The sequence below is a fragment of the Mesorhizobium sp. AR07 genome, from assembly GCF_024746815.1.
In the GTDB taxonomy this organism is placed as follows: domain Bacteria; phylum Pseudomonadota; class Alphaproteobacteria; order Rhizobiales; family Rhizobiaceae; genus Mesorhizobium.
This window is the reverse complement of the sequence record NZ_CP080528.1, coordinates 451,583-473,367: the sequence shown is the minus strand read 5'-3', so window position 1 is coordinate 473,367 and position 21,785 is coordinate 451,583. Positions and strand designations below refer to the sequence as shown.

The 21,785-nt window shown below is 61.5% G+C and carries 19 protein-coding genes and 2 pseudogenes; 11 read left to right on the top strand and 10 right to left on the bottom strand.

Features of this window, described 5'->3' with window-relative positions; genetic code table 11:
* Positions 1–106: 106 nt before the first annotated feature.
* From BPNPMPFG_RS38485 to BPNPMPFG_RS38470, 4 genes and pseudogenes are all read right to left on the bottom strand, one after another.
* Positions 107–229 (bottom strand): annotated as a pseudogene (locus BPNPMPFG_RS38485) (sulfite exporter TauE/SafE family protein); the annotation flags it as partial.
* Between the two features lie 159 nt (positions 230–388).
* On the bottom strand, positions 389–2,044 hold the full coding sequence (groL, locus tag BPNPMPFG_RS38480; RefSeq protein WP_183465681.1) for a chaperonin GroEL: 1,656 nt from the start codon (positions 2,042–2,044) through the stop codon (positions 389–391).
* 64 nt (positions 2,045–2,108) lie between these two features.
* Positions 2,109–2,405, bottom strand: coding sequence for a co-chaperone GroES (groES, locus tag BPNPMPFG_RS38475; RefSeq protein WP_258599008.1), 297 nt, complete (start codon positions 2,403–2,405; stop codon positions 2,109–2,111).
* 1,154 nt (positions 2,406–3,559) lie between these two features.
* On the bottom strand, positions 3,560–3,751 hold the full coding sequence (locus tag BPNPMPFG_RS38470) for a hypothetical protein (protein WP_244662151.1): 192 nt from the start codon (positions 3,749–3,751) through the stop codon (positions 3,560–3,562).
* A gap of 597 nt (positions 3,752–4,348) precedes the next feature.
* Between BPNPMPFG_RS38470 and BPNPMPFG_RS38465 the strand changes: the two are divergent.
* The 8 genes and pseudogenes from BPNPMPFG_RS38465 to BPNPMPFG_RS38430 all read left to right on the top strand — a co-directional run.
* A pseudogene (locus tag BPNPMPFG_RS38465) lies at positions 4,349–4,901 on the top strand (IS110 family RNA-guided transposase); the annotation flags it as partial.
* 378 nt (positions 4,902–5,279) lie between these two features.
* Entirely contained in the window at positions 5,280–6,341 is a 1,062-nt protein-coding gene (aepX, locus tag BPNPMPFG_RS38460) for a phosphoenolpyruvate mutase (protein WP_258599006.1), read from the top strand.
* A gap of 86 nt (positions 6,342–6,427) precedes the next feature.
* The gene (locus BPNPMPFG_RS38455) at positions 6,428–7,615 is read left to right on the top strand and encodes a pyridoxal phosphate-dependent aminotransferase (RefSeq protein ID WP_183465683.1); all 1,188 of its coding nucleotides are present in this window, start codon (positions 6,428–6,430) and stop codon (positions 7,613–7,615) included.
* On the top strand, positions 7,612–8,439 hold the full coding sequence (locus BPNPMPFG_RS38450; RefSeq protein WP_244662153.1) for a phosphocholine cytidylyltransferase family protein: 828 nt from the start codon (positions 7,612–7,614) through the stop codon (positions 8,437–8,439). The genes BPNPMPFG_RS38455 and BPNPMPFG_RS38450 overlap by 4 nt, the downstream gene beginning before the upstream one ends.
* Before the next feature lie 10 nt (positions 8,440–8,449).
* On the top strand, positions 8,450–9,058 hold the full coding sequence (locus tag BPNPMPFG_RS38445) for a CDP-alcohol phosphatidyltransferase family protein (RefSeq protein WP_183465684.1): 609 nt from the start codon (positions 8,450–8,452) through the stop codon (positions 9,056–9,058).
* The gene (locus tag BPNPMPFG_RS38440) at positions 9,058–10,191 is read left to right on the top strand and encodes an aminotransferase-like domain-containing protein (protein WP_183465685.1); all 1,134 of its coding nucleotides are present in this window, start codon (positions 9,058–9,060) and stop codon (positions 10,189–10,191) included. Before BPNPMPFG_RS38445 ends, BPNPMPFG_RS38440 begins: the two co-directional genes overlap by 1 nt.
* Positions 10,192–10,258: 67 nt before the next feature.
* Positions 10,259–11,041 carry a class I SAM-dependent methyltransferase gene (locus tag BPNPMPFG_RS38435; protein ID WP_183465686.1) on the top strand — a complete coding sequence of 261 codons (783 nt, stop codon included), beginning with the start codon at positions 10,259–10,261 and terminating at the stop codon, positions 11,039–11,041.
* A gap of 35 nt (positions 11,042–11,076) precedes the next feature.
* Positions 11,077–11,895 carry a class I SAM-dependent methyltransferase gene (locus BPNPMPFG_RS38430; protein WP_183465687.1) on the top strand — a complete coding sequence of 273 codons (819 nt, stop codon included), beginning with the start codon at positions 11,077–11,079 and terminating at the stop codon, positions 11,893–11,895.
* Here BPNPMPFG_RS38430 and BPNPMPFG_RS38425 read toward each other — a convergent pair.
* From BPNPMPFG_RS38425 to BPNPMPFG_RS38400, 6 genes are all read right to left on the bottom strand, one after another.
* Positions 11,875–12,774 (bottom strand): hypothetical protein, encoded by a 900-nt coding sequence (locus tag BPNPMPFG_RS38425; RefSeq protein WP_183465688.1) that lies wholly within the window; start codon positions 12,772–12,774, stop codon positions 11,875–11,877. The genes BPNPMPFG_RS38430 and BPNPMPFG_RS38425 overlap by 21 nt on opposite strands.
* A gap of 333 nt (positions 12,775–13,107) precedes the next feature.
* Positions 13,108–14,313, bottom strand: a complete 1,206-nt coding sequence (locus tag BPNPMPFG_RS38420; protein WP_183465689.1) for an extracellular solute-binding protein — start codon at positions 14,311–14,313, stop codon at positions 13,108–13,110.
* A 151-nt stretch (positions 14,314–14,464) separates the two neighbouring features.
* Complete coding sequence (locus BPNPMPFG_RS38415) at positions 14,465–15,139, bottom strand: HpcH/HpaI aldolase family protein (protein WP_413776964.1); 675 nt, start codon at positions 15,137–15,139, stop codon at positions 14,465–14,467.
* A 236-nt stretch (positions 15,140–15,375) separates the two neighbouring features.
* Positions 15,376–16,212 carry a carbohydrate ABC transporter permease gene (locus BPNPMPFG_RS38410; protein ID WP_183465691.1) on the bottom strand — a complete coding sequence of 279 codons (837 nt, stop codon included), beginning with the start codon at positions 16,210–16,212 and terminating at the stop codon, positions 15,376–15,378.
* Positions 16,209–17,162, bottom strand: coding sequence for a carbohydrate ABC transporter permease (locus tag BPNPMPFG_RS38405; protein WP_183465692.1), 954 nt, complete (start codon positions 17,160–17,162; stop codon positions 16,209–16,211). Before BPNPMPFG_RS38405 ends, BPNPMPFG_RS38410 begins: the two co-directional genes overlap by 4 nt.
* Positions 17,159–18,334 carry an ABC transporter ATP-binding protein gene (locus BPNPMPFG_RS38400; RefSeq protein WP_183465693.1) on the bottom strand — a complete coding sequence of 392 codons (1,176 nt, stop codon included), beginning with the start codon at positions 18,332–18,334 and terminating at the stop codon, positions 17,159–17,161. The genes BPNPMPFG_RS38405 and BPNPMPFG_RS38400 overlap by 4 nt, the downstream gene beginning before the upstream one ends.
* A 165-nt stretch (positions 18,335–18,499) precedes the next feature.
* Between BPNPMPFG_RS38400 and BPNPMPFG_RS38395 the strand changes: the two genes are divergently transcribed.
* The 3 genes from BPNPMPFG_RS38395 to BPNPMPFG_RS38385 all read left to right on the top strand — a co-directional run bounded on the left by BPNPMPFG_RS38395 (position 18,500) and on the right by BPNPMPFG_RS38385 (position 21,619).
* The gene (locus tag BPNPMPFG_RS38395) at positions 18,500–19,411 is read left to right on the top strand and encodes a LysR family transcriptional regulator (protein ID WP_183465694.1); all 912 of its coding nucleotides are present in this window, start codon (positions 18,500–18,502) and stop codon (positions 19,409–19,411) included.
* 122 nt (positions 19,412–19,533) lie between these two features.
* Complete coding sequence (locus BPNPMPFG_RS38390) at positions 19,534–20,772, top strand: pyridoxal phosphate-dependent aminotransferase (protein WP_258599001.1); 1,239 nt, start codon at positions 19,534–19,536, stop codon at positions 20,770–20,772.
* A complete protein-coding gene (locus tag BPNPMPFG_RS38385; RefSeq protein WP_183465695.1) occupies positions 20,747–21,619 on the top strand; it encodes an isocitrate lyase/phosphoenolpyruvate mutase family protein in 873 nt (290 codons plus the stop codon). Before BPNPMPFG_RS38390 ends, BPNPMPFG_RS38385 begins: the two co-directional genes overlap by 26 nt.
* Positions 21,620–21,785 lie beyond the last annotated feature (166 nt).

Sequence of the window (21,785 nt, the reverse complement as noted above, 5' to 3'; positions counted from 1 at the left end):
CCGAGCGCATTGAGCACGAGATATCGGGGAGAAGTGATCCCGTCTCGTCGAGCATGGGCTTGTAGTTGTGGCTGATCGCCATGCGCGCAGATCAGGCGTGATAGGGTGCTGGCGGAACGCCGAACGAAAGCAGCACCGTCGACGAGACCGCGCCGTAAGCCATGCCGAGCGCGGCGTCCACCGCTTGGGCAGGAAAGCCGCCTATGGCGAACAGAATGAATTCAGTCATTGGTGTCCGCTATGAAAGTGCCCCCGTATGATGCCCGTGATCGGGCCTGCCCCTCCGCATTCTAGAGGGACGCCGCCCCCCTGTGGTCAAAAAGGTTCGCCCAAAGAAAAAGGGCGGCATTGCTGCCGCCCTTTCCGTGAATGCGAGGCAATGGCTGGATTAGAAATCCATACCGCCCATGCCGCCCATGCCACCGCCGGGCATACCACCCGGCATGCCGCCGCCAGCCGAGTCCTTCTTCGGAGCTTCGGCAATCATGGCTTCGGTGGTGACCAGCAGGCCGGCGACCGAGGCCGCGTCCTGGAGAGCGGTGCGCACAACCTTCATTGGATCGACGATGCCCATGGCGATCATGTCGCCATATTCGCCGGTCTGGGCGTTGTAGCCGAAGGTTGCATCCTTGTTGTCGAGGATCTTGCCAGCCACGATCGAAGCTTCTGCGCCTGCATTCGCGGCGATCTGGCGGGCCGGAGCCTGCAGGGCGCGACGGACGATGGCGATGCCGGCCGTCTGATCGGCATTGGCGCCGGTGACGGTGATGGCCAGCGAAGCGCGCAGCAGGGCGACGCCGCCGCCAGCAACGATGCCTTCTTCCACGGCCGCGCGGGTCGCGTTGAGGGCGTCATCGACGCGGTCCTTCTTTTCCTTGACTTCGATCTCGGTCGCACCGCCGACGCGGATGACGGCAACGCCGCCCGCCAGCTTGGCGAGACGTTCCTGCAGCTTCTCCTTGTCGTAGTCCGAGGTGGTCTCCTCGATCTGCTGCTTGATCTGGGCAACGCGGCCCTGGATCTCGGCCTTCTTGCCGGCGCCGTCGACGATGGTGGTGTTCTCCTTGGAGATCGACACCTTCTTGGCGCGGCCGAGCATGTTGAGGCCGACATTCTCGAGCTTGATGCCGAGGTCTTCGGAAATGACCTGGCCACCGGTGAGGATGGCGATGTCTTCCAGCATGGCCTTGCGGCGATCACCGAAGCCCGGCGCCTTGACGGCGGCGATCTTCAGGCCGCCACGCAGCTTGTTGACGACCAGCGTGGCCAGCGCTTCGCCTTCGACGTCTTCCGAGATGATAAGCAGCGGCTTCGAGGTCTGCACGACGGCTTCGAGAACCGGCAGCATGGCCTGCAGGTTGGAGAGCTTCTTCTCGTGCAGGAGGATGTAGACGTCTTCGAGCTCGGCAACCATCTTGTCGGCGTTGGTGACGAAGTAGGGCGACTGGTAGCCGCGGTCGAACTGCATGCCTTCGACGACTTCGAGTTCGGTCTCGGCGGTCTTGGCTTCCTCGACGGTGATGACGCCTTCGTTGCCGACCTTCTGCATCGCTTCCGCGATCATCTTGCCGACCGAAGCATCGCCATTGCCGGCGATCGTGCCGACCTGGGCGACTTCTTCCGAGGTCTTGATCTTCTTGGCGTTCTTGACGAGGTGAGCGACGACTTCGGTCACGGCCAGATCGATGCCGCGCTTCAGGTCCATCGGGTTCATGCCGGCGGCAACCGCCTTGTGGCCTTCCTGGACGATCGACTGCGCCAGAACGGTCGCGGTCGTGGTGCCGTCGCCGGCGATGTCGTTGGTCTTGGACGCGACTTCGCGGATCATCTGCGCGCCCATGTTCTCGAACTTGTCGGAAAGTTCGATTTCCTTGGCGACGGTGACGCCGTCCTTGGTGATGCGCGGCGCGCCGAACGACTTGTCGATGACGACGTTGCGGCCCTTGGGACCGAGCGTGACCTTCACCGCGTCGGCGAGGATGTTGATGCCGCGCAGCATGCGCTCGCGAGCATCACGGGAGAATTTTACGTCTTTGACAGCCATTTTTTACTCCTGGGCATTTCGCCCGAATTCAGATTGGATGGTGCGGATGAAAGGCGGCGGCGTGTCAGCCGATGATGCCCATGATGTCGGCTTCCTTCATGATCAGAAGGTCTTCGCCATTGAGCTTGACTTCGGTGCCCGACCACTTGCCGAACAGGATGCGGTCGCCCGCCTTGACGTCCAGCGGGACGAGCTTGCCGGCTTCGTCGCGGGCGCCGGAGCCAATGGCGATGATCTCGCCTTCCTGCGGCTTTTCCTTCGCCGTATCGGGGATGATGATCCCGCCGGCGTTCTTCGCTTCGGACTCGACGCGACGAACGACCACGCGGTCATGAAGCGGCCGGAAATTCGACTTTGCCATTTTTTGGATGTCCCTGGTTCGGATGTTGAACGGTGCTCCGTTGCCGGAGAGTTGTTAGCACTCACCAGAGGTGAGTGCTAACATGGCGGTGAGATAGGCCGTCGGCTGGCACTAGTCAAGACGAAGAGGGGACGGGCGAAGAGCAAAAGATTTTGGAATCGGCGCGGAAATGCCGCCCCCTTTACGTAAGGAGAAAGCTCTTCCGCATCTTTGGTGCCAGTCGCTCGTCCCACCGGCTCAAACATCGGGGACGGGCCAGAACGGCAGTTCGCCCAGTGTGCTTTTTCGGTGAAGAGCGCGCGGATAGGGCACCGGCAAGTTCCTCGGATGGCTCGTCGGTCAGAACATCGCGCCGCACATTCCGGTGTGGGACAAGAGCCGGCGTGATGACGTAACCTTCAGCCGCGCGGACTTCATCTTCGATGCGGTCCAGAACAAGTTCATCTTTCCCGCCGGCAAGGCAGAATCGTCGCAACTTCGCGGTCCCGCGCACACGCAGTGTCAGCGGTGGAAACCGGATCCCGGGCCAGCAACGAGACTGCCAGAGGTGTGAACTCAAGCGCCGCTGCTATCCAAAGACGCCGGTGCGCGACGTGTTGCGCGTCCACGAAGAGGCACGCGAGACGCCCGTCAAAGCGGATCCGCCCGAGTTCGGACGGTCGCGCAACGAACGAAGCAGGTCGAGATGCTCTTCGCACGCCTGAAGACCGCGCTCCGCTTCGAACGTAGGGAGATTACGCGGCCTGAGCGGAGCCTGTGACGAGTTCCTCATGGCCGCCACCACGCCTGCGACGACTGGTGCGGCTGACCACGCCAACGGTGCCGGCACCAACATGATGGAGGCCAATCTGTAGAATTCTCGTCAATGAGCCAATACAAGCGCCATTCATCCGACCGCCGTTACGCCTCCAGACAGGAAGACAGGGATCGCAATCGAGTTTTTCACGGCATCGATCAATTTTTTCGGTTCGGGAACGTGACGTTGCGCCAGGATGGACATTCTGCTGAATTTCACCTGCCGGCGCTGTTTCGTGGACGCGCTTGGGACTCCCATTTCTATTGCCCGTCTCGGCTCATGCCGGGGCGGGCTTCTTTGCGTTCTGGGAGGATTATCTAGCTGACCATGGTTCATCGTGGCGGCCATGGAGATCGCCTCAGAAGCGGCGCCCAATCGGAAACGTTAGCACCTGCGCGTTTTGGCGTGGTTGCTTGAACTCTTCGGCGGCAACCGCCTCAATTAACAGGTCCAAGGCTTCGCGTCCCCTCCGGCTCATCGGGTCATCGCCACGAAGGTAGTGATACGCTCGATCTAAATGCACTCGGGCGGCGGAAAAATCGCTTGTCATATGACCCTCTCAGTAGCCGCCCGCATTAGCCGTCTACGAGGTGAGGGTCGCGCAATCGTCAATATCCACAGCGGGATTTGATTTAAATCGGGGATAATCGGGGGGAGTAGCCAGGATGCCGGCTGCCTTTTGCGAGAAACAGCGTGCATTTGACAGGATCGCCCGGATGTCAGGGTGCTCCGGCCCCAGGCGCGCGAGGAATGCCGAGACCTCGGCCTCGATGTCGGCCGGTCCAGTACCGTGGGGGACACTACATTTCGTTCTGCGACATGATCCGCCCTCGAGCCGCAGACGACCACTCGCTGGCGCTCGGTCGGATCATGAATGCCGAGCACCGAGACCACCTCTGACCTCCGTCATTCGATGCAGACCTGGCGGACCCGGCCCCGATTTTGCGGCGTAGAGCCAGAGACGGCCGCCAGGTCCCAGGCCGGTTGGCTGCAAATCACGCTAGGAGGATGATGGGCCACACCGGTCCCGCGGGCGACCTCATCGGCGACACGCAGGCACCTTCGCCATAGTACGCCTGGGCTCGTCCTCCCGCGGCTTCCTCCTTCCAGGGTTGTGTGCGTCTGCAAAGAGGGGTGGTCATGCGGCTTGACGCAGCACTTTTGCGCAAGTGGTTTTCTGGGAAATGGCGCAGTTGTTTTCCGTAGGCAGCTGCGGCGCGATAAGGTGCTGGAATTCTTTGCCAAGCAGCCGGCATGCCTGGTCATCATGGAGGCGTGTGGTGGCGCGCACCATTGGGCGCGCGAGATCGGCAAATTGGGCATACCGTCCGCCTGATCCCGCCGGCCTATGTGAAACCGTTCGTCAAGCGCCGACGATGCCGCCGACGCAGAGGCGATCTGCGATGCGGCGCAACGGCCGACAATGCGCTTTGTGGCGGTCAAGACCGAAGAAGCCCAGCCCAGCGGCGGTCGTGTTCAGTGTCCGCGATCTGCTGGTTCGGCAGCGCACGCAGGTGATCAACGCCCTGCGCGGTCATCTCGCTGAATACGGGCTGGTGGCTGCCCAGGGCCCGCCCCATGTCGCGAAGCTCGTCGACCATGTGGAGGATCCGGCAAGCGCTTTGCCGGCGGCGGCTCGGCTGGTTCTCGGCATGCTGGTTGAGACCATGAGAGCGCTTGAGGAACGGATCGAACACCTTCAAGGCCGCAGGATATGAACCGGATTAAACAGACGCGTTCTAGCGTGGCCAGGACATCACTATTAGGGGGCGACCTGCCGCCCTCGCACCGTGGTATAGCTTGTCCACTGTCGCGATCCCGACAGAATTGTACTGTCGCTAACAACGGTAACCAGCCGCGCAAAGCCAACCTATTCCAATAACAACGGCTTTTTAGCTGGCATGGCTCTTGCTGCTTGAGCTGTAACGTGCGCTGCGGCAAGAGCCGCTTCCAGCGGATCTCAGACCATTGCGCATATGTAGGCCAAAGGACTTTCTGCGGCGAGGTCAGGGCGACAATGAGTAATCGTCCCGTTTCACCGAGTTCATTGGACCTGAGTTTATGGAGGAGGTCATACAATGAGCAAGGCGATTTCATTCGGGGCGGAAGTCTTGCCGGTGACGGCGTCATCAACGACCCTTCGCGAGCTCATTCTTTCCAACGACCTGACATTTTTGATGGAAGCGCATGATGGGCTTTCGGCAGCAATTGCCGAGCGCGCTGGCTTTCGAGGGCTCTGGGCCTCTGGTCTTTCCATCGCCTCGGCGCTCGGCTATCGGGACGCCAACGAAGCGAGTTGGACGCAAGTCGTCGACGTCGTCGAGCGCATGGTCGATGCGACGAACATCCCTGTTCTTGTCGACGGTGACAGCGGCTTCGGAAATTTCAACAATGCTCGACTGGTCGCGCGGAAGCTTGAGCAACGCGGCGCTAGCGGCGTCTGCCTTGAAGACAAGGGGTTCCCGAAAAGTAACTCCTTCGTCGGCGATCGGCATCCGCTCGCTGACATTGATGAATTCTCAGGGCGGCTCAAGGCCGTAAAAGACACGACGGATCCAAATTTCGTGGTCGTCGCGCGCATCGAGGCGCTGATCGCCGGTCACAGTCTCGATGAGGCGCTATGCCGGGCCGACGCTTATTCAGAGGCCGGCGCCGACGCAATCCTCATCCACTCCCGTCAGGCCGTCGCAGACGAGATCCTGACCTTCGCCAAGGAATGGAACAACAAGCTCCCAGTCGTCATCGTCCCCACCAAATACTACAACACCCCGGCTTCGGTGTATCGTGATGCCGGCATTTCGACCGTCATCTGGGCCAACCATTCGATGCGGGCGGCGATTGCTGGCATGCGTGACACCTGCGGCCGCATTCGGTCGGAAGAAAGCATCGCCGGGATCGAGGACCAGGTTGCGGGCCTCGACGAACTGTTCAGTTTGATGGGCTACGACGAATTGGCTCAGGCGGAAGAACAGTATCTGCCGAAGCGGACAGCGGAGCGACGTCCGAGCGACTCGGACCAATTAAGCAATCGACAATTAGCTCAGGAGGGGGGACGTCACGTGTGCGACCGCATCATTCAGGAAGAGAGCATTGCCGTATTGAAGGTGAAGTCGCGACGCTCGACGAGCTGTTCGAACTGATGAACTACGGCTAGCTCTCGGCGGCAGAAGAGAAATGGCCAGGGACAGCCGCGGTAAGCGGTTTTGCCGAAAAGATGGAGACGCGCATGTTAGCGTCACGGACAAACTTGTTCAAATCGTCGGGCACAGCGGCCGCCCGCGCCGCGGCGAAGGCTGCCGCCGATGCCGGGATGGAGATTGTGGATCTCACGGCCGGCGAAATCTGGAGCGATCTGGCACCAACGATCCGGGACGGAGCGATCGAGGCCATTCAACAAGGTCTGAACCGCTACACCGACACGATCGGCTTGATGGAGTTGCGCGAGGCGCTGGCACGGAAGATCTCTCTCGAAACCAGCCAGGTCTGGCAGGCCGACGAGATCGCGGTGACGGCCGGCGCCAAGCAGGCGCTGTTCAACACGGCCATGGTACTGGTCAACCCAGGCGACGAAGTCATCGTCCCGGTCCCCTACTGGACCACCTTCCCCGCCCAGCTGCTGATCGCCGGCGGCATACCCGTTTTTGTCGACACCCGCGATAGCGCCTATGTGCCGCGGCCCAGCGACATCGAGCGCGTGATCACGCCGCGGACGCGCGCGATCGTCGTGAACACGCCGAACAATCCCACCGGATCCGTCTATGACCGTGAGACACTCCAGGCTCTCGCGGAGCTGTCCATCGCGAAGGATCTGTGGCTGATCTTCGATGAGTGCTATGGCGCATTCGCGCATGATCCGCACATCCATCATCCGATCGTCTCGCTGGTGCCGGAGGTGCGGCCGCGCACTATCATCATCAACGCCTTCTCGAAGACTCTTGCCCTGACTGGATGGCGGATCGGCTATCTGGCGGCGCCCAAGGAACTGGTCAGTGCGGTGAAGGCGCTGCAGTCGCACACGACGTCGAATCCCAACGTCATCGCGCAGCACGCGGTGCTGAGCCACCTCGAGCGCAATGACGGAACATACGAAGCGCAGCTGCGGGCCCAACTGACCGCGGCGCGGCGACGCGGCCTCGACATCCTGTCGAGCCTGGCGTCGGTGCCGGCCCCGGCGGCGCAGGGCGGGTTCTACTTCTACCTCGATCTCTCCAATCAGGTCGCGGGCGACAATCCCGTCCACAATGCCATGATCGCCGATCGCTTCGCCCACCGGCTTCTCGCCGAGCATGGCGTCGCCGCGGTCTCCGGCAGCGCCTTTGGCGACCCCTTCGGCGTCCGCCTCTCGTACGGCGTGCCGCCCGACCAGCTCGCGATCGGCCTGGACCGCCTCGTCCAGATGCTGGTAATCGCATGATGCCGGAGACCATGATGCCGAAGCCCAACATTCCGCAGCAGGCCGTCATCCTCGCCGCCGGCTATGGATCGCGACTCCGGCCCTTTACTGACTACCGGCCCAAGCCGCTGGTCGAGGTGAACGGCGTCGCGATCCTGCACAACGCGCTCGCCCATCTCGATGCGCTCGGCGTCCGCGAGGTGACGATCGTGGTCGGCTATCGCAAGGACGCGATCGAATATGCCTGTGGCAGCCAGTTCGGCGGGCTGCAAATCCGCTATGTCGAGTCGACCGTCTTCGCGACGACCGGGAGCGCTTGGTCGCTCTGGCTGGCGCGCGAGGCCTTGCTCGCGGGCGACCTCTTCCTTTTGGAGGGCGACGTCTTTTTCGAGCGTGCCGCGATCGAACGGCTCGCGTGGCATCCAGCACCGGACGTCGCCGCGGTCGCGCCCTTCACCGAATTGATGGAGGGGTCCGCTGTGGTGATCGACGAGGGCGGCGCGATCCACGAGGTGCGGATGAAGCAGACCGCTGCCGATCTGCGCCGGCCCGGCCCGCCCGTGTTCAAGACCATGAACCTTTTGCGGTTCTCAGCTCAAACGCTGCGAGACAAGATCGTCCCCGCTCTCGATGCCTATGCCGACGCCGGGCACGCCAACGTCTATACCGAGCAGATGCTCGCGCAGCTGATCGCCGACGCCGGCCTCGCCTTGGCCGCCGCGCGCTGCGACGATCTGCGCTGGTACGAGATCGATACCGCCGACGACCTTCGCATCGCGGAGGGTATGTTCTCCAAGCCGGCACTGCGGTCTGCGTCGGCCGGACACATTGAGGTCATCAGGTGAAGGCTTTCCTATGATCCGGCACCTTCTCGATCCGGCTAATGCCATAACAGCGGGCGGCATCGTGCTCTCGATGATCGCGATGGGGCAAAACATCCTCGGCGTGCCTGAACTCGGCGCCGCCATCGCGCTCTGGGCGCTGCTGGCCGACCATTTGGACGGCATCGTCGCGAAGCGAACGAAAGGACGGCAGGCAGAAACGGCCGAGATCGGAAAAAATCTCGACTCGCTGGCGGACCTTGTCAGCGCGGGCATCTTTCCAGCGATCACTATCCTCGGCATCGCCCAAGCGACCCCGACTACCATCGCCACCGCGTCGCTCCTCGTACTCTCCAGCGCCCTACGGCTGGCTTATTTCAATGTGAACGGGTCGCCCGGCGGCAGGTCGACGGGCTTGCCCACCACCTATGCCGTGCCGGTGACGGCAATTGTCCTCCTGTGCCGGCCATTCATCCCGGACACCTATTTCTCGACCGTGCTCGCCGCGTCGCTGCTGGCGGTCGCATGTCTGCAGGTCGCGCCGCTTCAAGTACCGAAGACGGCGGGGATAGGATATCTCCTCGTATCGCTCTTCTGCGTAGCTACTTCCCTGGCGCTGCTTGCTCGGGTGGGTATGGCGTGATGGCCAACGCGCGCTCCTCTGCGAGTGTCATCGACTTGACGACTGCGCTACCGGCATCCGCCTCGGCGCTTGACGACGCCTTGGCGGATGCGCTCCGCAGACTTGCGGCGACCGATGGGTGCGGCGAACTCATTCGCCGGAATCGCATTCGCGGCTTCGATCGGGACGCGCAGCTTGGCGCGAGATGGCTCTCGACCCGGCTCGGACGCGACCTTGATCCGGCCCAGATCGTCCTAACGAATGGCACGCAGAGCGCGCTCAGCCTACTCTTCTCAGCCCTTGTGCCGAGCGGCGGCGCGCTCGTCACCGAATCGCTAACCTATGCCGTGCTGCGCCAAATCGGCAACCGAGCAGGGCTCAGGTTACGGGGCGTGGCCCTGGATGAAGAGGGGATGATTCCTGAAGCGTTGGAAGAAGCCTTCGCGGATTTACCCGGCCCGCGGATCCTGTTCTGCAATCCCACCGTCCACAATCCGACCACGGCCGTCATGGGCATCGGCCGGCGGCAATCCATCGTGGACGTCTGCCGCAGACATGGCGTGGCGATCATCGAAGACGATGTCCTTGGATTTCTCCACCGCGATGCGCCGCCGCCGATCGCAGCGATCGCACCCGACATCACCTGGTACTGCATGAGCGTGTCCAAATGCCTCGCGATGGGGTTGCGAATGGCCTATCTCGTGGCACCTTCGGCGCTAAGCGCCGCCCGCGTGACGGAACCGGTCCGAAGACTATCCTCCTGGTTCCCCAACTCGCTGTCGGCGCTCATCGTCGCGCAGTGGATCGAGAGCGAAGCCGCAACCGGAATTGCCATGGCGATGGCAGCAGAGATCGCGAAGCGACATCAACTCGCGGCCGAGGTGCTCGCGGACATAGCTTATGTCACCAAAGACGGCGCCCTCCACATCTGGATGCCATTGCCTGCGGAGCTGCCGAGGCAAGCGTTTGCCACGGCGCTTGAACAGCGCGCAGTCCTCATCCGGCCGGCCGACCTGTTCTCGGTTGACGATGCCGATATCCCGAATGCCGTCCGCATTTCCCTGACAGGACCCGACACGGGTGCCGAGCTGAAGACAGGCTTGTCGATCGTTTCCAAGACCTTCCTTGGCTGGTCACGAGGATCGGCGCGATGAAGCCGACGATCATGCGCGTTCGCGCTTGCGCCAAGCAAAGACCGCTGGACTTCGAGGAGGAGACGCCGTGACAGCGACCGCCGTTGATTGGGGCAACTTCAGCGCCACGCCCCAGGACTATGCGCAACGCCCCGCGCATGCACCAACGTTGCTCCACACGCTTAAGCTGGAGATTGCCGACAAAGGATTCGCCGATTTCGTCGTCGACCTATGCGCCGGAACCGGCAATCTGACCGCGACCCTCGCTTCGCTTGGTCTTGGCGGCTACGCGATCGAGCCGGAGGCCGAGATGCGGCGGGAAGCGCGTCGCCTGAACCGCGATGGCGCATTTCAATGGCGCGACGGATATGCCGAGGCCACGGGCTTGCCGGACAACACCGCAAGCTGGATCCTGATCGGCAACGCTCTCCAGTTCGTCGATGCAATAAAAGCGCTCGAGGAATGCAGTCGGATTCTCAAGCCGGGCGGGTTTCTCACCGTCCTCTGGAATCCTCGCGACATCCGGTTGGATGCCTTTCAGCGCGAGATAGACCAGTTGATACGAGAAGCATGCCCAGCGGTCCGCCATACCTTCACCGACACCGAAGCGGCGATCCGGCCCGTCGAGCAGTCCGGGCACTTTCGGCCCTATCTCTACTGTGAACGGACGGATTGGCACGAGATGTCCGTCGAAACCTTTATGGCGACATGGCGAGGCGCACATTACGTGCCCAGCCAGATCGGGCCGCAGGCATGGCGCGATCTTCTTCAGACCATCGCCGCGCGCGCTTCGACACGAGACGTCCTGCGGACAGGCTGGCGGACCCGGGCCTGGACGTTCCGCGCGACCCCGCCGGACGATGGAAATTGAATTCGCTCCCCGGCTGTTGACAAGGAGACCCCTCGATGACGCAGCATCAGTCAGTGGCACCCGCACCCGACGACCTGTTCGAAGGCGCAGCCTATTATTTTGCCCGATATCAGGCCTATTATCCAGCGACGATGTTCGAATTCCTGGCCGGCAATTATCTTGTCGACCCGTCCGCCGACGACCTGTTGGACCTCGGATGCGGGACCGGCCAGTTCGCTGTCCCGCTCTCGAAATTCGCACGACACGTCGTCGCGGTGGATCCAGACAGCGGCATGATCGCGGAAGCCCGCCGGCTCGCGGAGGCAAACGACGCCGCCAACATAACATTTCTGTCGGGTCGTTCCGAGGAGCTTCTGCCCGAGCTCGGTAGCTTTTCGTTAGTTACCATCGCCGGGGCGTTCCATTGGATGGATCGGGAAACGGTGCTCGCGAAGCTGAGCGCGAAAGTCTCCGACCAAGGCGCTATCGCGATCATCTCGCGCGTCCGGACGAATTGCGAGCCGCGTGACTGGTTCTCGGAGCAGCTCCGCTACATCGAAGATTTCTGGGGCGGCCATTTCCCCGCAGGCAAGGACGGCATCAGGCCGACATTGGCGGAGTCGAACGAAGCTATTCTTCGGCGCTCCGCTTTCCGCAATGTCCAGCGGCAGAATTTCAGCTACGAGCATCGCTGGGATATCGACTCGCTCATGGGATATATCCTTTCCACGTCCAAAGCTTGCCCGGGCGTTCTCGGCGATCGACGCAGCGAATTCGAATTGGGAATGCGTTCGCATTTGCTCGCGATGTCGCCGGCAGGCAGCTTCATCGAGCGCGGAAATGCGGAGGTGCTGTTAGCACGGCGGCGGGGATGAGGATGCTCCGCCCAAGGCTTGGAGACGCGATCGAATTGCGTCCAATGCCGCCGAGAGGCGCGATATATGGGCAGCGGTTTGCATGGCGCCTTCGCGACCGATGAAGAAGAAATGGCCGCCTTCGACCGAACAGGACAGCGTGGTCTCCATAGCGAACTTCACATCCAGGATGCTGTTCCATACGTCGTCGCTGCCGATGCTGGCACCGGCTCGCGCCAGAGCTTCGTAAACGGAATAGAGCTTCTGGCTGTTCAAGAAGGCCCAAGTCGCCTGATCGGTCACCACGTGCCGCGCGTCCAAGGGAGACGTCGGCATGATGGCCCCGGTGATCGGATAGCCCGAGAAATCGAACGACCCCAGATCAGTGATGGTTTCCACGAGACTATTTCCGGAAAGACCACTGCCCTGCTCCGGTTCGCCCCGCAGCAGGATCGGCGTGTTTGTCGTGTAGGCCCCAAAATAGTCCGCCGCGGCAATGAGGTCATATTCCCTGCCGCCGTTCCTCCAATGAATGTCGTTCAGGTATAGTTCGTGCTGCGGCTGCGCGTCGCCGAGCCGCCCGTCGGTCTTCCAAAGGCCGTCCTCGGTGAAAGGCTGGCCCTGAGGCGGCGTGTCCGCGAACCGCGGCAGCGGCGGGGTCGCGGCCAGCGAGATGAAACCCCTGACAGCAAGACCATGGCTTTCAGCGGCGCGCGTGAACGCGCGGCTCGCGCGACCCGCCATGCTCCAGCCCATGAGAAGTACGTCGGGCGGCAGGCTGCGCTTGGCGATTATATCGGCAGTGATGGTCGCGGCGGCCGCAGCCCACATCGTCGTCGTCAGCGCCACGTCGGGCCGCGGGAAGACAGGGTGGTCCGATGGATAGGAGAGCGCGAGCAAGCCGAACCCGCGTTCCTCAAGCCAATGATCGAGAAAGTCCGTCGAGCGGGCGCCATCATGGCCGTAATAGACCCGCGCGAGATGGCCCCCGCCAGGCAGGCCGACAATTAGCGGCAACGACGCCGCGCCCTCGCGAAAATAGGCGAGCGCGGAAACACCTTCGCCCTCGACAATGAATTCAGACGCTCGCAGGCCGGACTTCGCGGCCGCCGATATCGAAGGCATCGGACATAAAATCTCCAGTGGGACGCCCATTGCTGGGATGGGTCGAGCCGGCGCGATCTCCCAGGCCGGCTCGACCAGATGCTGCGCTAGTTCGGCGCACGAACAGGGTTACTCGCCCACCATGCCCGGGATCTTGTTCTGCAGATCGGCGACCGCATCGGCCGGCGACTGACGAAGCGTCACCACTTGGCGTGCCGAGTCCAGGAACAACTGGTCGATACGCGCCGCACCCGTGCCGTTGAATGCGTACCAGGGGGCAGCATAGGCGCTCGAGTCAAGCGCCGCCGACATGGCCGGGCGGTCCTTATAATATTGGCCGAGCAGGTCGGCCGTTTCCACCGCCACATTGTTCGCCGGCACATAGCCCGTGCTCTTGCCGACAATGACTTGCGCCTTCGGGCTCGAGACAAAGCGCATGAAGCGCCACGCGGCCTTCGCGCGATCGTCATCGCGGGCGTGGAGAAGGACTGCGATGCCCGCCGTCGGAATCTTGCCGCTGTCGTTCGCGAACGGGAAGCGGATCGTCCCGATCTCGAAATGCCCCTGCGCCGCGCGCTGGAAGCTCTCCAGGCTGCTGCTGGAGTCGACGAGGATCGCGATCTTTCCGCCGGAGAATGCCTGACGCGCCTGCTCGTCCGTCATGTCGACCTTTGCTTGACCGGCTTCGCCAAACTGGCGGAACAGATCAAAGGCGTGGCGACCGGCGTCGTTGGCGAACGCGACCTCCGTCCCGGCGGCATTGCCGACTTCCGCGCCCTGGCTCAGGATAAAGCCCTGCCCGACGAACGAATTGTAGCGCGTGTAAGCACCGAGCACGTCCGGATGCTGTTGCTGGATCGCCTTGGCGACGCCCAAGATGCCATCCCAGGTGCCGGGAAGCGTGCCGTCGCCGTTCTGCGCCTCGGCAACCAGCTCCTTGTTGTAGAAGACGACCGGGAAGGAAAAGGCGACGCTCAGGCCCAGGACCTTGCCGTTGATCGTGGTTGCCTGAGTGACGGACGGCGAGAAATCGGTGCTCCAGCTCGTATCGCTTTTGATGAAGTCGCCGACCGGCGCGACATAGCCCTGATCGTCAAGCAGCTTCAGATAGTTGAAGCTCTGAAACGAGATATCGGGAAGCTGGCCGACAAGCCCCTTCCGAAGCACGCTTTGGGTCGCGTCGGTCTGATCGCGCTGCGTGAGATCGAGATTGATCTTCACATCCGGGTTCTCGACTTCGAAAGCCTTGACCAGGTTCTGGAACATCTCGGCGAAGATGGACGGGGTCGCGTCCACCTGGAGCGTGATAGGCGCGGCTGAAGCAGCGCCGGACATAAGGGCAAAGCCCAATATTGCTGTGGTTGCGAGGCGAGAAAACATCGCTCTACCTTTCGAGAGGCTTGGAGTTGATCTGATATCGACTGGGTGGGCCAGCTATCAGCCGGATCTAGCGACGGCCCCGGTCGCGCGATCCGGCCGAACCGCGTCATTTGCTCGCGCGCCGAGCGCTCTCGATGCGACGATGGAAGTCGCTGGCGCCATGGGCGAGCATATGATTTGCATGATCGTAGAACAGGCGAACGCCCTTGCCCATGAACTCGGCCACGTCGTCATGGTTGACCAAGGTCCCGCACGCCCGACCGCTGCCTACGATGGTGTTGATCGCGCCATCTACGGCGTCGGCGACGGCCTTCGGCTTATCACCCTTTTGCCAGCGGTAGGTGATGGGGGTTTCGCCGATTGTCAGCGCCAGATCGCCGGGCGCGACGAAATAGGCGTCGACACCATCGACTGCCATGATCTCTTCCAGATTCCGCACGGCTTCGATCGTTTCGATCATCAGGATCAGCACGCGGTCCTGATGATCGAACGGGGCGGAGAAACGGAACCGATCGACAATGGCTTTCGCAACGGTCGCGTCGGGCACAAGTGGGATCATCAGACCATCAACGCCGCATTCCAGATATTTGGTCACCATCCACGGTGACGGGTCTTCCGGGCGCAGGATCGATACGATGCCGGACAGGTTGGCGGCACGCGCCATTTCCTCAGCCCGCTCCGGGCCGATCGCGCCATGTTCGCAGTCGATCAGCACAGCATTGAAGCCGCATTCGGCCAACTTCTCGACCAGGCCGGGCGACGAATGGCTAGAATGGACCATCGTCGCTACGTCGCCGGTCCGCAGTTTATCCTTAAGGGCACGGGAATAGGAGAGATTTCGCTTGAAGAATGATGCCATGATTGAACTCCTTATGGTTTTTGAACATCGGCAGGCATGAAGGATCGAGCGGACCCCGAGGACGGACGCCCGATAAGAAACGGATGGTGCTGCTGGTGGCGTTATCGCCCGCTAATGATGCGAGTTCTTCGCCCGGTCACTGTCGGCAAGACGGCCCTTTATTTGATGGCACCTCTTGTAATGCTTTCGATGAACAGGCGCTGCGAGGATAGAAACGCGACGATCAGCGGCAGGACGACGATGGTTGCAGCAGCCATCAGCGGTCCATAGTCGACCCCCACGTCCTGATTCTTGAAAGCGATGATCCCGACAGGCGGTGGCAGCAGGCTGTCGTCATTCACTGCGATGAGCGGCCAGAAGAGACTGTTCCAATGTCCGACCACCGAGAAGATGCTGAACGCAACGACCGCCGGCATCGTCATCGGCACCATGATCTTCCAGATGATCGCGAACTCCGACAGGCCGTCCAATCGCGCGGCGTGGACGACGTCGTCCGGGATCGCTTTGAAGAACTGGCGGAACAGGAAGATGCCGAACGGCGAGACGATATAGGGAAGAACGAGGGCGGCGTAGCTGTTCAGGATGCCCACCTTCGATGCGAAGATGAAAAGCGGCAGCGCCAGCACCTCATGGGGCAGGAGGAGCGCAATCAGCACGAGGGCAAAGATCAGCTCGCGGCCGGGGAAGCGCATCTTCGCGAGGACGTAGGCCATCGGCGCGCACACCAGGATCTGAAGGGTCAGGATTGCTGTGCAGACGATGACGCCGTTCAACATGTAACGCAGCAGTGGCACGCGGGTCAGCGCCTGCGTATAGTTTTCGACCCCATAGAATTGGGTCGGCAGGAACGAGAAATGGTCCCCGAACATCTCGCCGGGCGGCTTGATCGACAGGCTGACCATCCAGATAAACGGCAAGAGAATGATCGCGCTAGTCATCAACAATGCGGCATGGCGCAGGAAAAGGGCTGGGCGCATTGGCACGTGAATGCTCATTGGTAATGAACCCTCTTGTCCATGACGCGCGCCTGGAGCAGCGTCAGCGCAACGACGATGATGAGGAACACGACCGCGACGGAAGCCCCATAGCCGGTCCGTAGATAGACAAAGCTCTCGCGATAGAGGGTGAACAGCAGCATCTCCGAGGCGTGGCCGGGACCGCCCTGGGTGAGGACCTCGACCGTGTCGAACGTCTCGAACGCCCGCAGCGCCACCACGATGAAGACGAACATCGAGACAGGGCCAAGCATCGGCAGCGTCACCGTCCGCAGGCGATCGAGCCAGAGATCAGCGCCGTCGATGTCGGCCGCGTCGTAGAGGTCCTGAGGGATCGCCTTCAGCCCCGCGAGAAATAGCACCATCGCGAAACCAAGGTTTTGCCAGATGCCAATGACAGCCAGCACCGGCAGGACAGTGTTCTCGTCGCGCAGCCAGTTCGACGTCGGCAGCCCGAGCGACGCGAGCGACTGATTGACGAGGCCGATCGTCGGATGAAGCAGCGCCTCCCACGCAATCGCCATTGCCGCAAGCGTCGCCATATAAGGCACGAAGTGGATCGCCCGATAGAATGCGCGGAGACTCTTTCCGCTCTCGATAAGCAGCGCGATCCCCAGACCGAACATGATCGTCCCGGGCACCACGGTCGCCACATAAACGAGCGTGTTGATCAGGGATGCTCGAAAGCCGTCATCGGCGAAGACCTGCTCGAAATTGTCGACTCCGACAAAGGATAAGGTCCGCGCGCCAAAATGCCAGTTGGTGAGTGCGACCGCGAAAACCGCAAGCACCGGCAAGAAGAACAACGCGACCAGCAGGACCAGTGCGGGCGCGGCCAGCGACCATGCGGCAAGTGTTTCGGCGAGCTTGTGATTGCGCAGCGCCTTGCGGGTGCCGGGCCGGTCTGCTGAAGAGCCGGCAGGTTTGATTGCGGTGGAAGCGATGCTCATTGCACGCACTCCTTCATCCGCAGCACGGTCGCGCCCGCATGGTCATGGGCGCGCAGGCGGCGTCCGTCGGCGAAAAAGAGCAACAGGCGCTCCGGCTTGACGCCGAGATGCAGGGTCTGGCCCGAGCCGATCTGCGGTGCGCGTTCGGCGAGGAGCCGGGCAATGACCGGATGATCGGTTCCCGGGACGTTAAGATGGACGAAGAGATCGGAGCCCATGTGCTCGACCAGCCGGACCGCGCCGGTCAGGACATTCGGGCCACCGGCATCGACGAGATGGAACGCTTCGGGGCGGATACCCAGGGTCAGGGCTATACCCGGTCCGATATTGCCGGCAATACAAAAGCTCGTGCCGGCCGTATCGGCCAGTCCGTGTTCGCGCAGCCTCGCATCCAGCATGTTGATCTTGGGTGAGCCGATAAACTCGGCGACGCGCCGGTCGTCGGGATCGTCATAGATTTCCTGCGGCGGGGCGACCTGCAGCAACTCGCCGTCGAGCATGACCGCCACCCGGTCCGACATGGTCATGGCCTCGGACTGGTCGTGGGTGACATAGACGAAGGTGACGCCGAGCCGGTTATGCAATTCCTTGATCTCGGCGCGCATCTGCACTCTGAGCTTGGCGTCGAGATTGGAGAGCGGCTCATCCATCAGGAAGACCGCCGGCTCGCGCACCATGGCACGGCCGACGGCGACACGCTGGCGCTGGCCGCCCGACAACTGGCCAGGCTTGCGGGCAAGCAGATGGCCGATGCCAAGTGCTTTCGCGGTCCGCATCACTTCCAGCTCAATCTCTGCAGATACCGCCTTGGTGCCCGGCAGCAACCCGCCGACCATCGACAACCTCTGCCAGGCCGACAGCCGCCGCATACGCAAGGGCAGGGCCATGTTCTGAGCGACTGTCATATGCGGATAGAGCGCATAGGACTGGAACACCATCGCCACGTCGCGCCGCTTCGGACGTACGCCGTCGACAACACGCTCGCCAATCGAAATCGAACCGCCGGTTTGCACCTCGAGGCCTGCGAGGATGCGCAGCAGCGTCGACTTCCCGCAGCCCGACGGGCCGAGCAGTGTCAGGAACTCACCATCGGCTATCTTCAGCGAGACATCGCGCAGCACGGGGGTGGCGCCGAATGTCTTTTCTATTTTTTCGATGGTTATAGCCGACATCGGTTACCTCGCTCAGTCGGCAATGTTCAAAAGCATCGCCTTGATGAGTTCAATTTGGGGCTGACCATCGAATGGCTTTGTTACATGGTTGTGACAATCATCGAATATTGCGATGCAAGTTAAGCGATTCTGGATGAGTATCCATCCGGTTCATGGGAGACGAATTTGACCGAGGAAAAGGATCTTTCACTCAATGCGGTGCGGGCCTTCGTGCAGGTCGCGCGAGACAACAGCGTCACGCGGGCATCGAAGACACTCGGCATTACCCAGAGCTCCGTCAGCCGCCATCTTGCAGTGCTGGAGGAGTATTTCGGGGCAAAGCTGCTCGAACGGTTCGGCCGACAGAGCCAGTTGACGGACTTCGGGCGACTGTTCGCCGATGCCGTCGCCGAGCCGCTCGATACGATCCTTTTCACCGCAAAGCGGATGCGTCGCAGCGACAGGAAGGACGTCAATCGTCTCGTCGTGCGAACGTCGCTTTCCACCTTCGCCTATACGGTCCTCATCCCCAACTTGCGCGAGTTCTCGAAAGAAATGAGCGGTGTCACGGTCGACGTCATCAGCACCTTATCTGCACCCGCTTCGACCGACAGCTTCGACGTACTGTTGACTCGAGATTTGATGTTGACCGAGCCGGCCGACCGCTGGGACGTCTATGACGAGCAACTCGTCTGTGTCGGGGCGCCGGATTGTGTAGCTGGCCGCGGCCTCAAGGCCTTGCGGAGCACCCCGATTATAGCGGTGACGTCCCGGCCCGACATTCTGCCCACCTGGCTGCGCGGAATGAACCTGAAGACATCCGATATCACCTCAGGCGCCCGTTACGATCACCACTATCTCGCACTGCCGGCGGTAACGACCGGGCAGAGCCTGCTGGTGACGCCGCATATCGTGGTTGCGGAGCTGATCAGGCAGGGCCTTCTGGAAGTGCTTGCCGGGTCACGCGCGCCAAGCGGCATGCAGTACCGTGCCTATGCGATCGATAGCAGCGACAACCCGGATGTTGCCCGCGCCTTCTGCCGTTGGCTCACGCGGCTTTGCCGGAAGATGACGGAGGAAGACGTCCCAACCAAATAGGTCGCGCGTCCGATGCATCGGTAAATGCGATCATTATCCTCGCTTTACGCGATGCCGCAATTGGCGAGTTGCAGTTACCTTGGCTAGTTTTGGGACAAACCCGGAATTTCGAGGAGAGTGGTATGTCACTCATCGCCAAAAGACTACAAGCCGTCCGTCCCTCTCAAACCAAGGCTATGACTGCCGCTGCCGCCGCTTTGCGCGAGAAGGGCATTGATGTCATTGCGCTCAGCCAGGGCGAACCGGATTTTGATACGCCCGACGTGGTGCAAAGAGCTGGAATAGCTGCCATTCGTGAGGGCAAGACACGCTACACGCCTGTCGCCGGCGTAAAGCCGCTACGTGAGGTAATCCGTCAGAAGCTGCTGCACGACAACAGCCTCGACTACGACATCGACGCGATCACCGTCGGCTGCGGCGCCAAACAGGTGGTCTTCAATGCGCTCTTCGCCAGTCTCGATCCGGGCGATGAGGTCATCATCCCGACACCCTGCTGGGTGTCCTATCCGGACATGGTGCGGCTTGCCGGCGGCGAGTTGGTTCTCGTCGCCTGCCACGAACGTTTCGGCTTCAAGCTGAAGCCGCAAGATCTGGAGGCGGCGATGACGCCGCGCACCAAGTGGCTGATGCTGAATTCACCCAACAATCCGACCGGTGCGGTCTATTCCAAGGCCGAGCTTGCGGCGCTCGCCGTCGTTCTGCGCCGCCATCCTCAAGTTCATGTGCTCGCAGACGATATCTACGAAAAACTCGTTTATGGCGTGCGTTTCGCGACGATGGCCGAAGCCGCGCCAGACCTCATCGGCCGGACGCTGACCGTCAACGGCGTTTCCAAGTCCAGCGCCATGACCGGATGGCGCCTCGGCTACGGCGCCGGGCCGAAGGATCTGATCAAGGCGATGAATTCGATCCAGGGGCAGACGTCGTCCCACACCAGCTCGATCTCGCAATATGCAGCGATCGAAGCGATCGGTGGCAACCAGGACTACATCGACGATTTCGTCTCCAGCTTCCGCAAGCGCCGCGATCTCGTCGTCGAGAAGATCAACGAGGCCCAAGGCCTCAAATGCCGGACCCCGGATGGTGCCTTCTATGTATTCGTCAATTGCGCCGGTGTGATCGGCAAGACAAGTCCTCAGGGCAAGGTGATCGAGACCGACATGGCTTTCGCCATGTATCTTCTGGAGCATTTCGGCGTCGCCGTTGTGCCGGGCAGCGGCTTCATGGCCTCGCCCTATATCCGCATTTCCTACGCCGCGTCGATCGAGGATCTCCAGCATGCCTGCGACCGCATTCTTGCAGCCTGCGAAGCCCTGTCAGAAAGTGAGAGTATCTATGAGCAAAGCAAAGCAACTGCGTGACCGCATGGCCGAACGCGGCCTTGTTCACATCATGGCCGCTCACAGTCCTCTGTCGGCCATCTTGGCCGAAGAGGCCGGCTTCGATGGCCTCTGGGCTTCCGGCTTCGAGCTTTCGGCGCTTTACGGTCTTGCCGATATGAGCCTGATCACCATGACCCAGCATCTCGACATGCTGCGGGCGATCGCCGGTCAGTCCTCGCTGCCGATCGTCGCCGATATCGATACGGGCTACGGCAATGCCGTGAACGTCATCCATGCCATCCGCGAATATGAAAAGGCGGGCACGGCTGCCGTCGTGATCGAGGACAAGACTTTCCCCAAAGTCACCAGCCTTGCCGCCACTGGGCGCCAAGAACTTCTGCGTATTGAGGAATTCCAGGGCAAGATCGAAGCTGCGGTCTCCACCCGCAGCGACCCAGATTTCCTCGTCATAGCCCGCACGGAAGCCCTGATTGCCGGGTTGGACGAGGCGGAGGCCCTGAAGCGCGGCATGGCCTATGTCGAGGCAGGTGCCGATATGATCCTGATCCATTCTAAGAAAAAGGACCCGGCAGAGATCGAAAGCTTTTCCCGCGCCTGGAAGGGCATCGTCCCGCTTGTGATCGTGCCCAACGCCTATCCGGAACTCGACGGGACTCGGATCCGCGCGCTCGCCAACATCCAAATGACGGTCTATGGCAACTACGGGATCCGCGCCGCAACCACCGCAATGCAGGATGCCTTCCGACGGATCATTGCCGATGGCGGGGTGCAGAACGTCCATAAGGACATCGTTTCGGTCGAGGAGATCTTCCGGCTACAGAAAATGGACAAGGTCAAGGGGGACGAAAAGTGCTTCCTGCGCTGAACAATATACAGAAATTGCCGAGATGTTTGTTTCAAGGCGCCTTTCCCAGTTTCGGCCTTCCGAAACTGATACCCTGACAGCCGCGCCGTTTCGCTACGGAAAGCCGGACGGGATGTCGTCGCTCTTAGCTTGGGCGAGCCTGATTTTGACACCCGGAGAATGTAGG

What these genes read in the sequence shown, in the direction of transcription:
- groL (WP_183465681.1), bottom strand. Translation starts at nt 2,044, where the DNA reads ATGGCTGTCAAAGACGTAAAATTCTCCCGTGATGCTCGCGAGCGCATG.
- groES (WP_258599008.1), bottom strand. Translation starts at nt 2,405, where the DNA reads ATGGCAAAGTCGAATTTCCGGCCGCTTCATGACCGCGTGGTCGTTCGT.
- BPNPMPFG_RS38470 (WP_244662151.1), bottom strand. Translation starts at nt 3,751, where the DNA reads ATGACAAGCGATTTTTCCGCCGCCCGAGTGCATTTAGATCGAGCGTAT.
- aepX (WP_258599006.1), top strand. Translation starts at nt 5,280, where the DNA reads ATGAGCAAGGCGATTTCATTCGGGGCGGAAGTCTTGCCGGTGACGGCG.
- BPNPMPFG_RS38455 (WP_183465683.1), top strand. Translation starts at nt 6,428, where the DNA reads ATGTTAGCGTCACGGACAAACTTGTTCAAATCGTCGGGCACAGCGGCC.
- BPNPMPFG_RS38450 (WP_244662153.1), top strand. Translation starts at nt 7,612, where the DNA reads ATGATGCCGGAGACCATGATGCCGAAGCCCAACATTCCGCAGCAGGCC.
- BPNPMPFG_RS38445 (WP_183465684.1), top strand. Translation starts at nt 8,450, where the DNA reads ATGATCCGGCACCTTCTCGATCCGGCTAATGCCATAACAGCGGGCGGC.
- BPNPMPFG_RS38440 (WP_183465685.1), top strand. Translation starts at nt 9,058, where the DNA reads ATGGCCAACGCGCGCTCCTCTGCGAGTGTCATCGACTTGACGACTGCG.
- BPNPMPFG_RS38430 (WP_183465687.1), top strand. Translation starts at nt 11,077, where the DNA reads ATGACGCAGCATCAGTCAGTGGCACCCGCACCCGACGACCTGTTCGAA.
- BPNPMPFG_RS38420 (WP_183465689.1), bottom strand. Translation starts at nt 14,313, where the DNA reads ATGTCCGGCGCTGCTTCAGCCGCGCCTATCACGCTCCAGGTGGACGCG.
- BPNPMPFG_RS38415 (WP_413776964.1), bottom strand. Translation starts at nt 15,139, where the DNA reads ATGGTCCATTCTAGCCATTCGTCGCCCGGCCTGGTCGAGAAGTTGGCC.
- BPNPMPFG_RS38410 (WP_183465691.1), bottom strand. Translation starts at nt 16,212, where the DNA reads ATGAGCATTCACGTGCCAATGCGCCCAGCCCTTTTCCTGCGCCATGCC.
- BPNPMPFG_RS38405 (WP_183465692.1), bottom strand. Translation starts at nt 17,162, where the DNA reads ATGAGCATCGCTTCCACCGCAATCAAACCTGCCGGCTCTTCAGCAGAC.
- BPNPMPFG_RS38400 (WP_183465693.1), bottom strand. Translation starts at nt 18,334, where the DNA reads ATGTCGGCTATAACCATCGAAAAAATAGAAAAGACATTCGGCGCCACC.
- BPNPMPFG_RS38390 (WP_258599001.1), top strand. Translation starts at nt 19,534, where the DNA reads ATGTCACTCATCGCCAAAAGACTACAAGCCGTCCGTCCCTCTCAAACC.
- BPNPMPFG_RS38385 (WP_183465695.1), top strand. Translation starts at nt 20,747, where the DNA reads ATGAGCAAAGCAAAGCAACTGCGTGACCGCATGGCCGAACGCGGCCTT.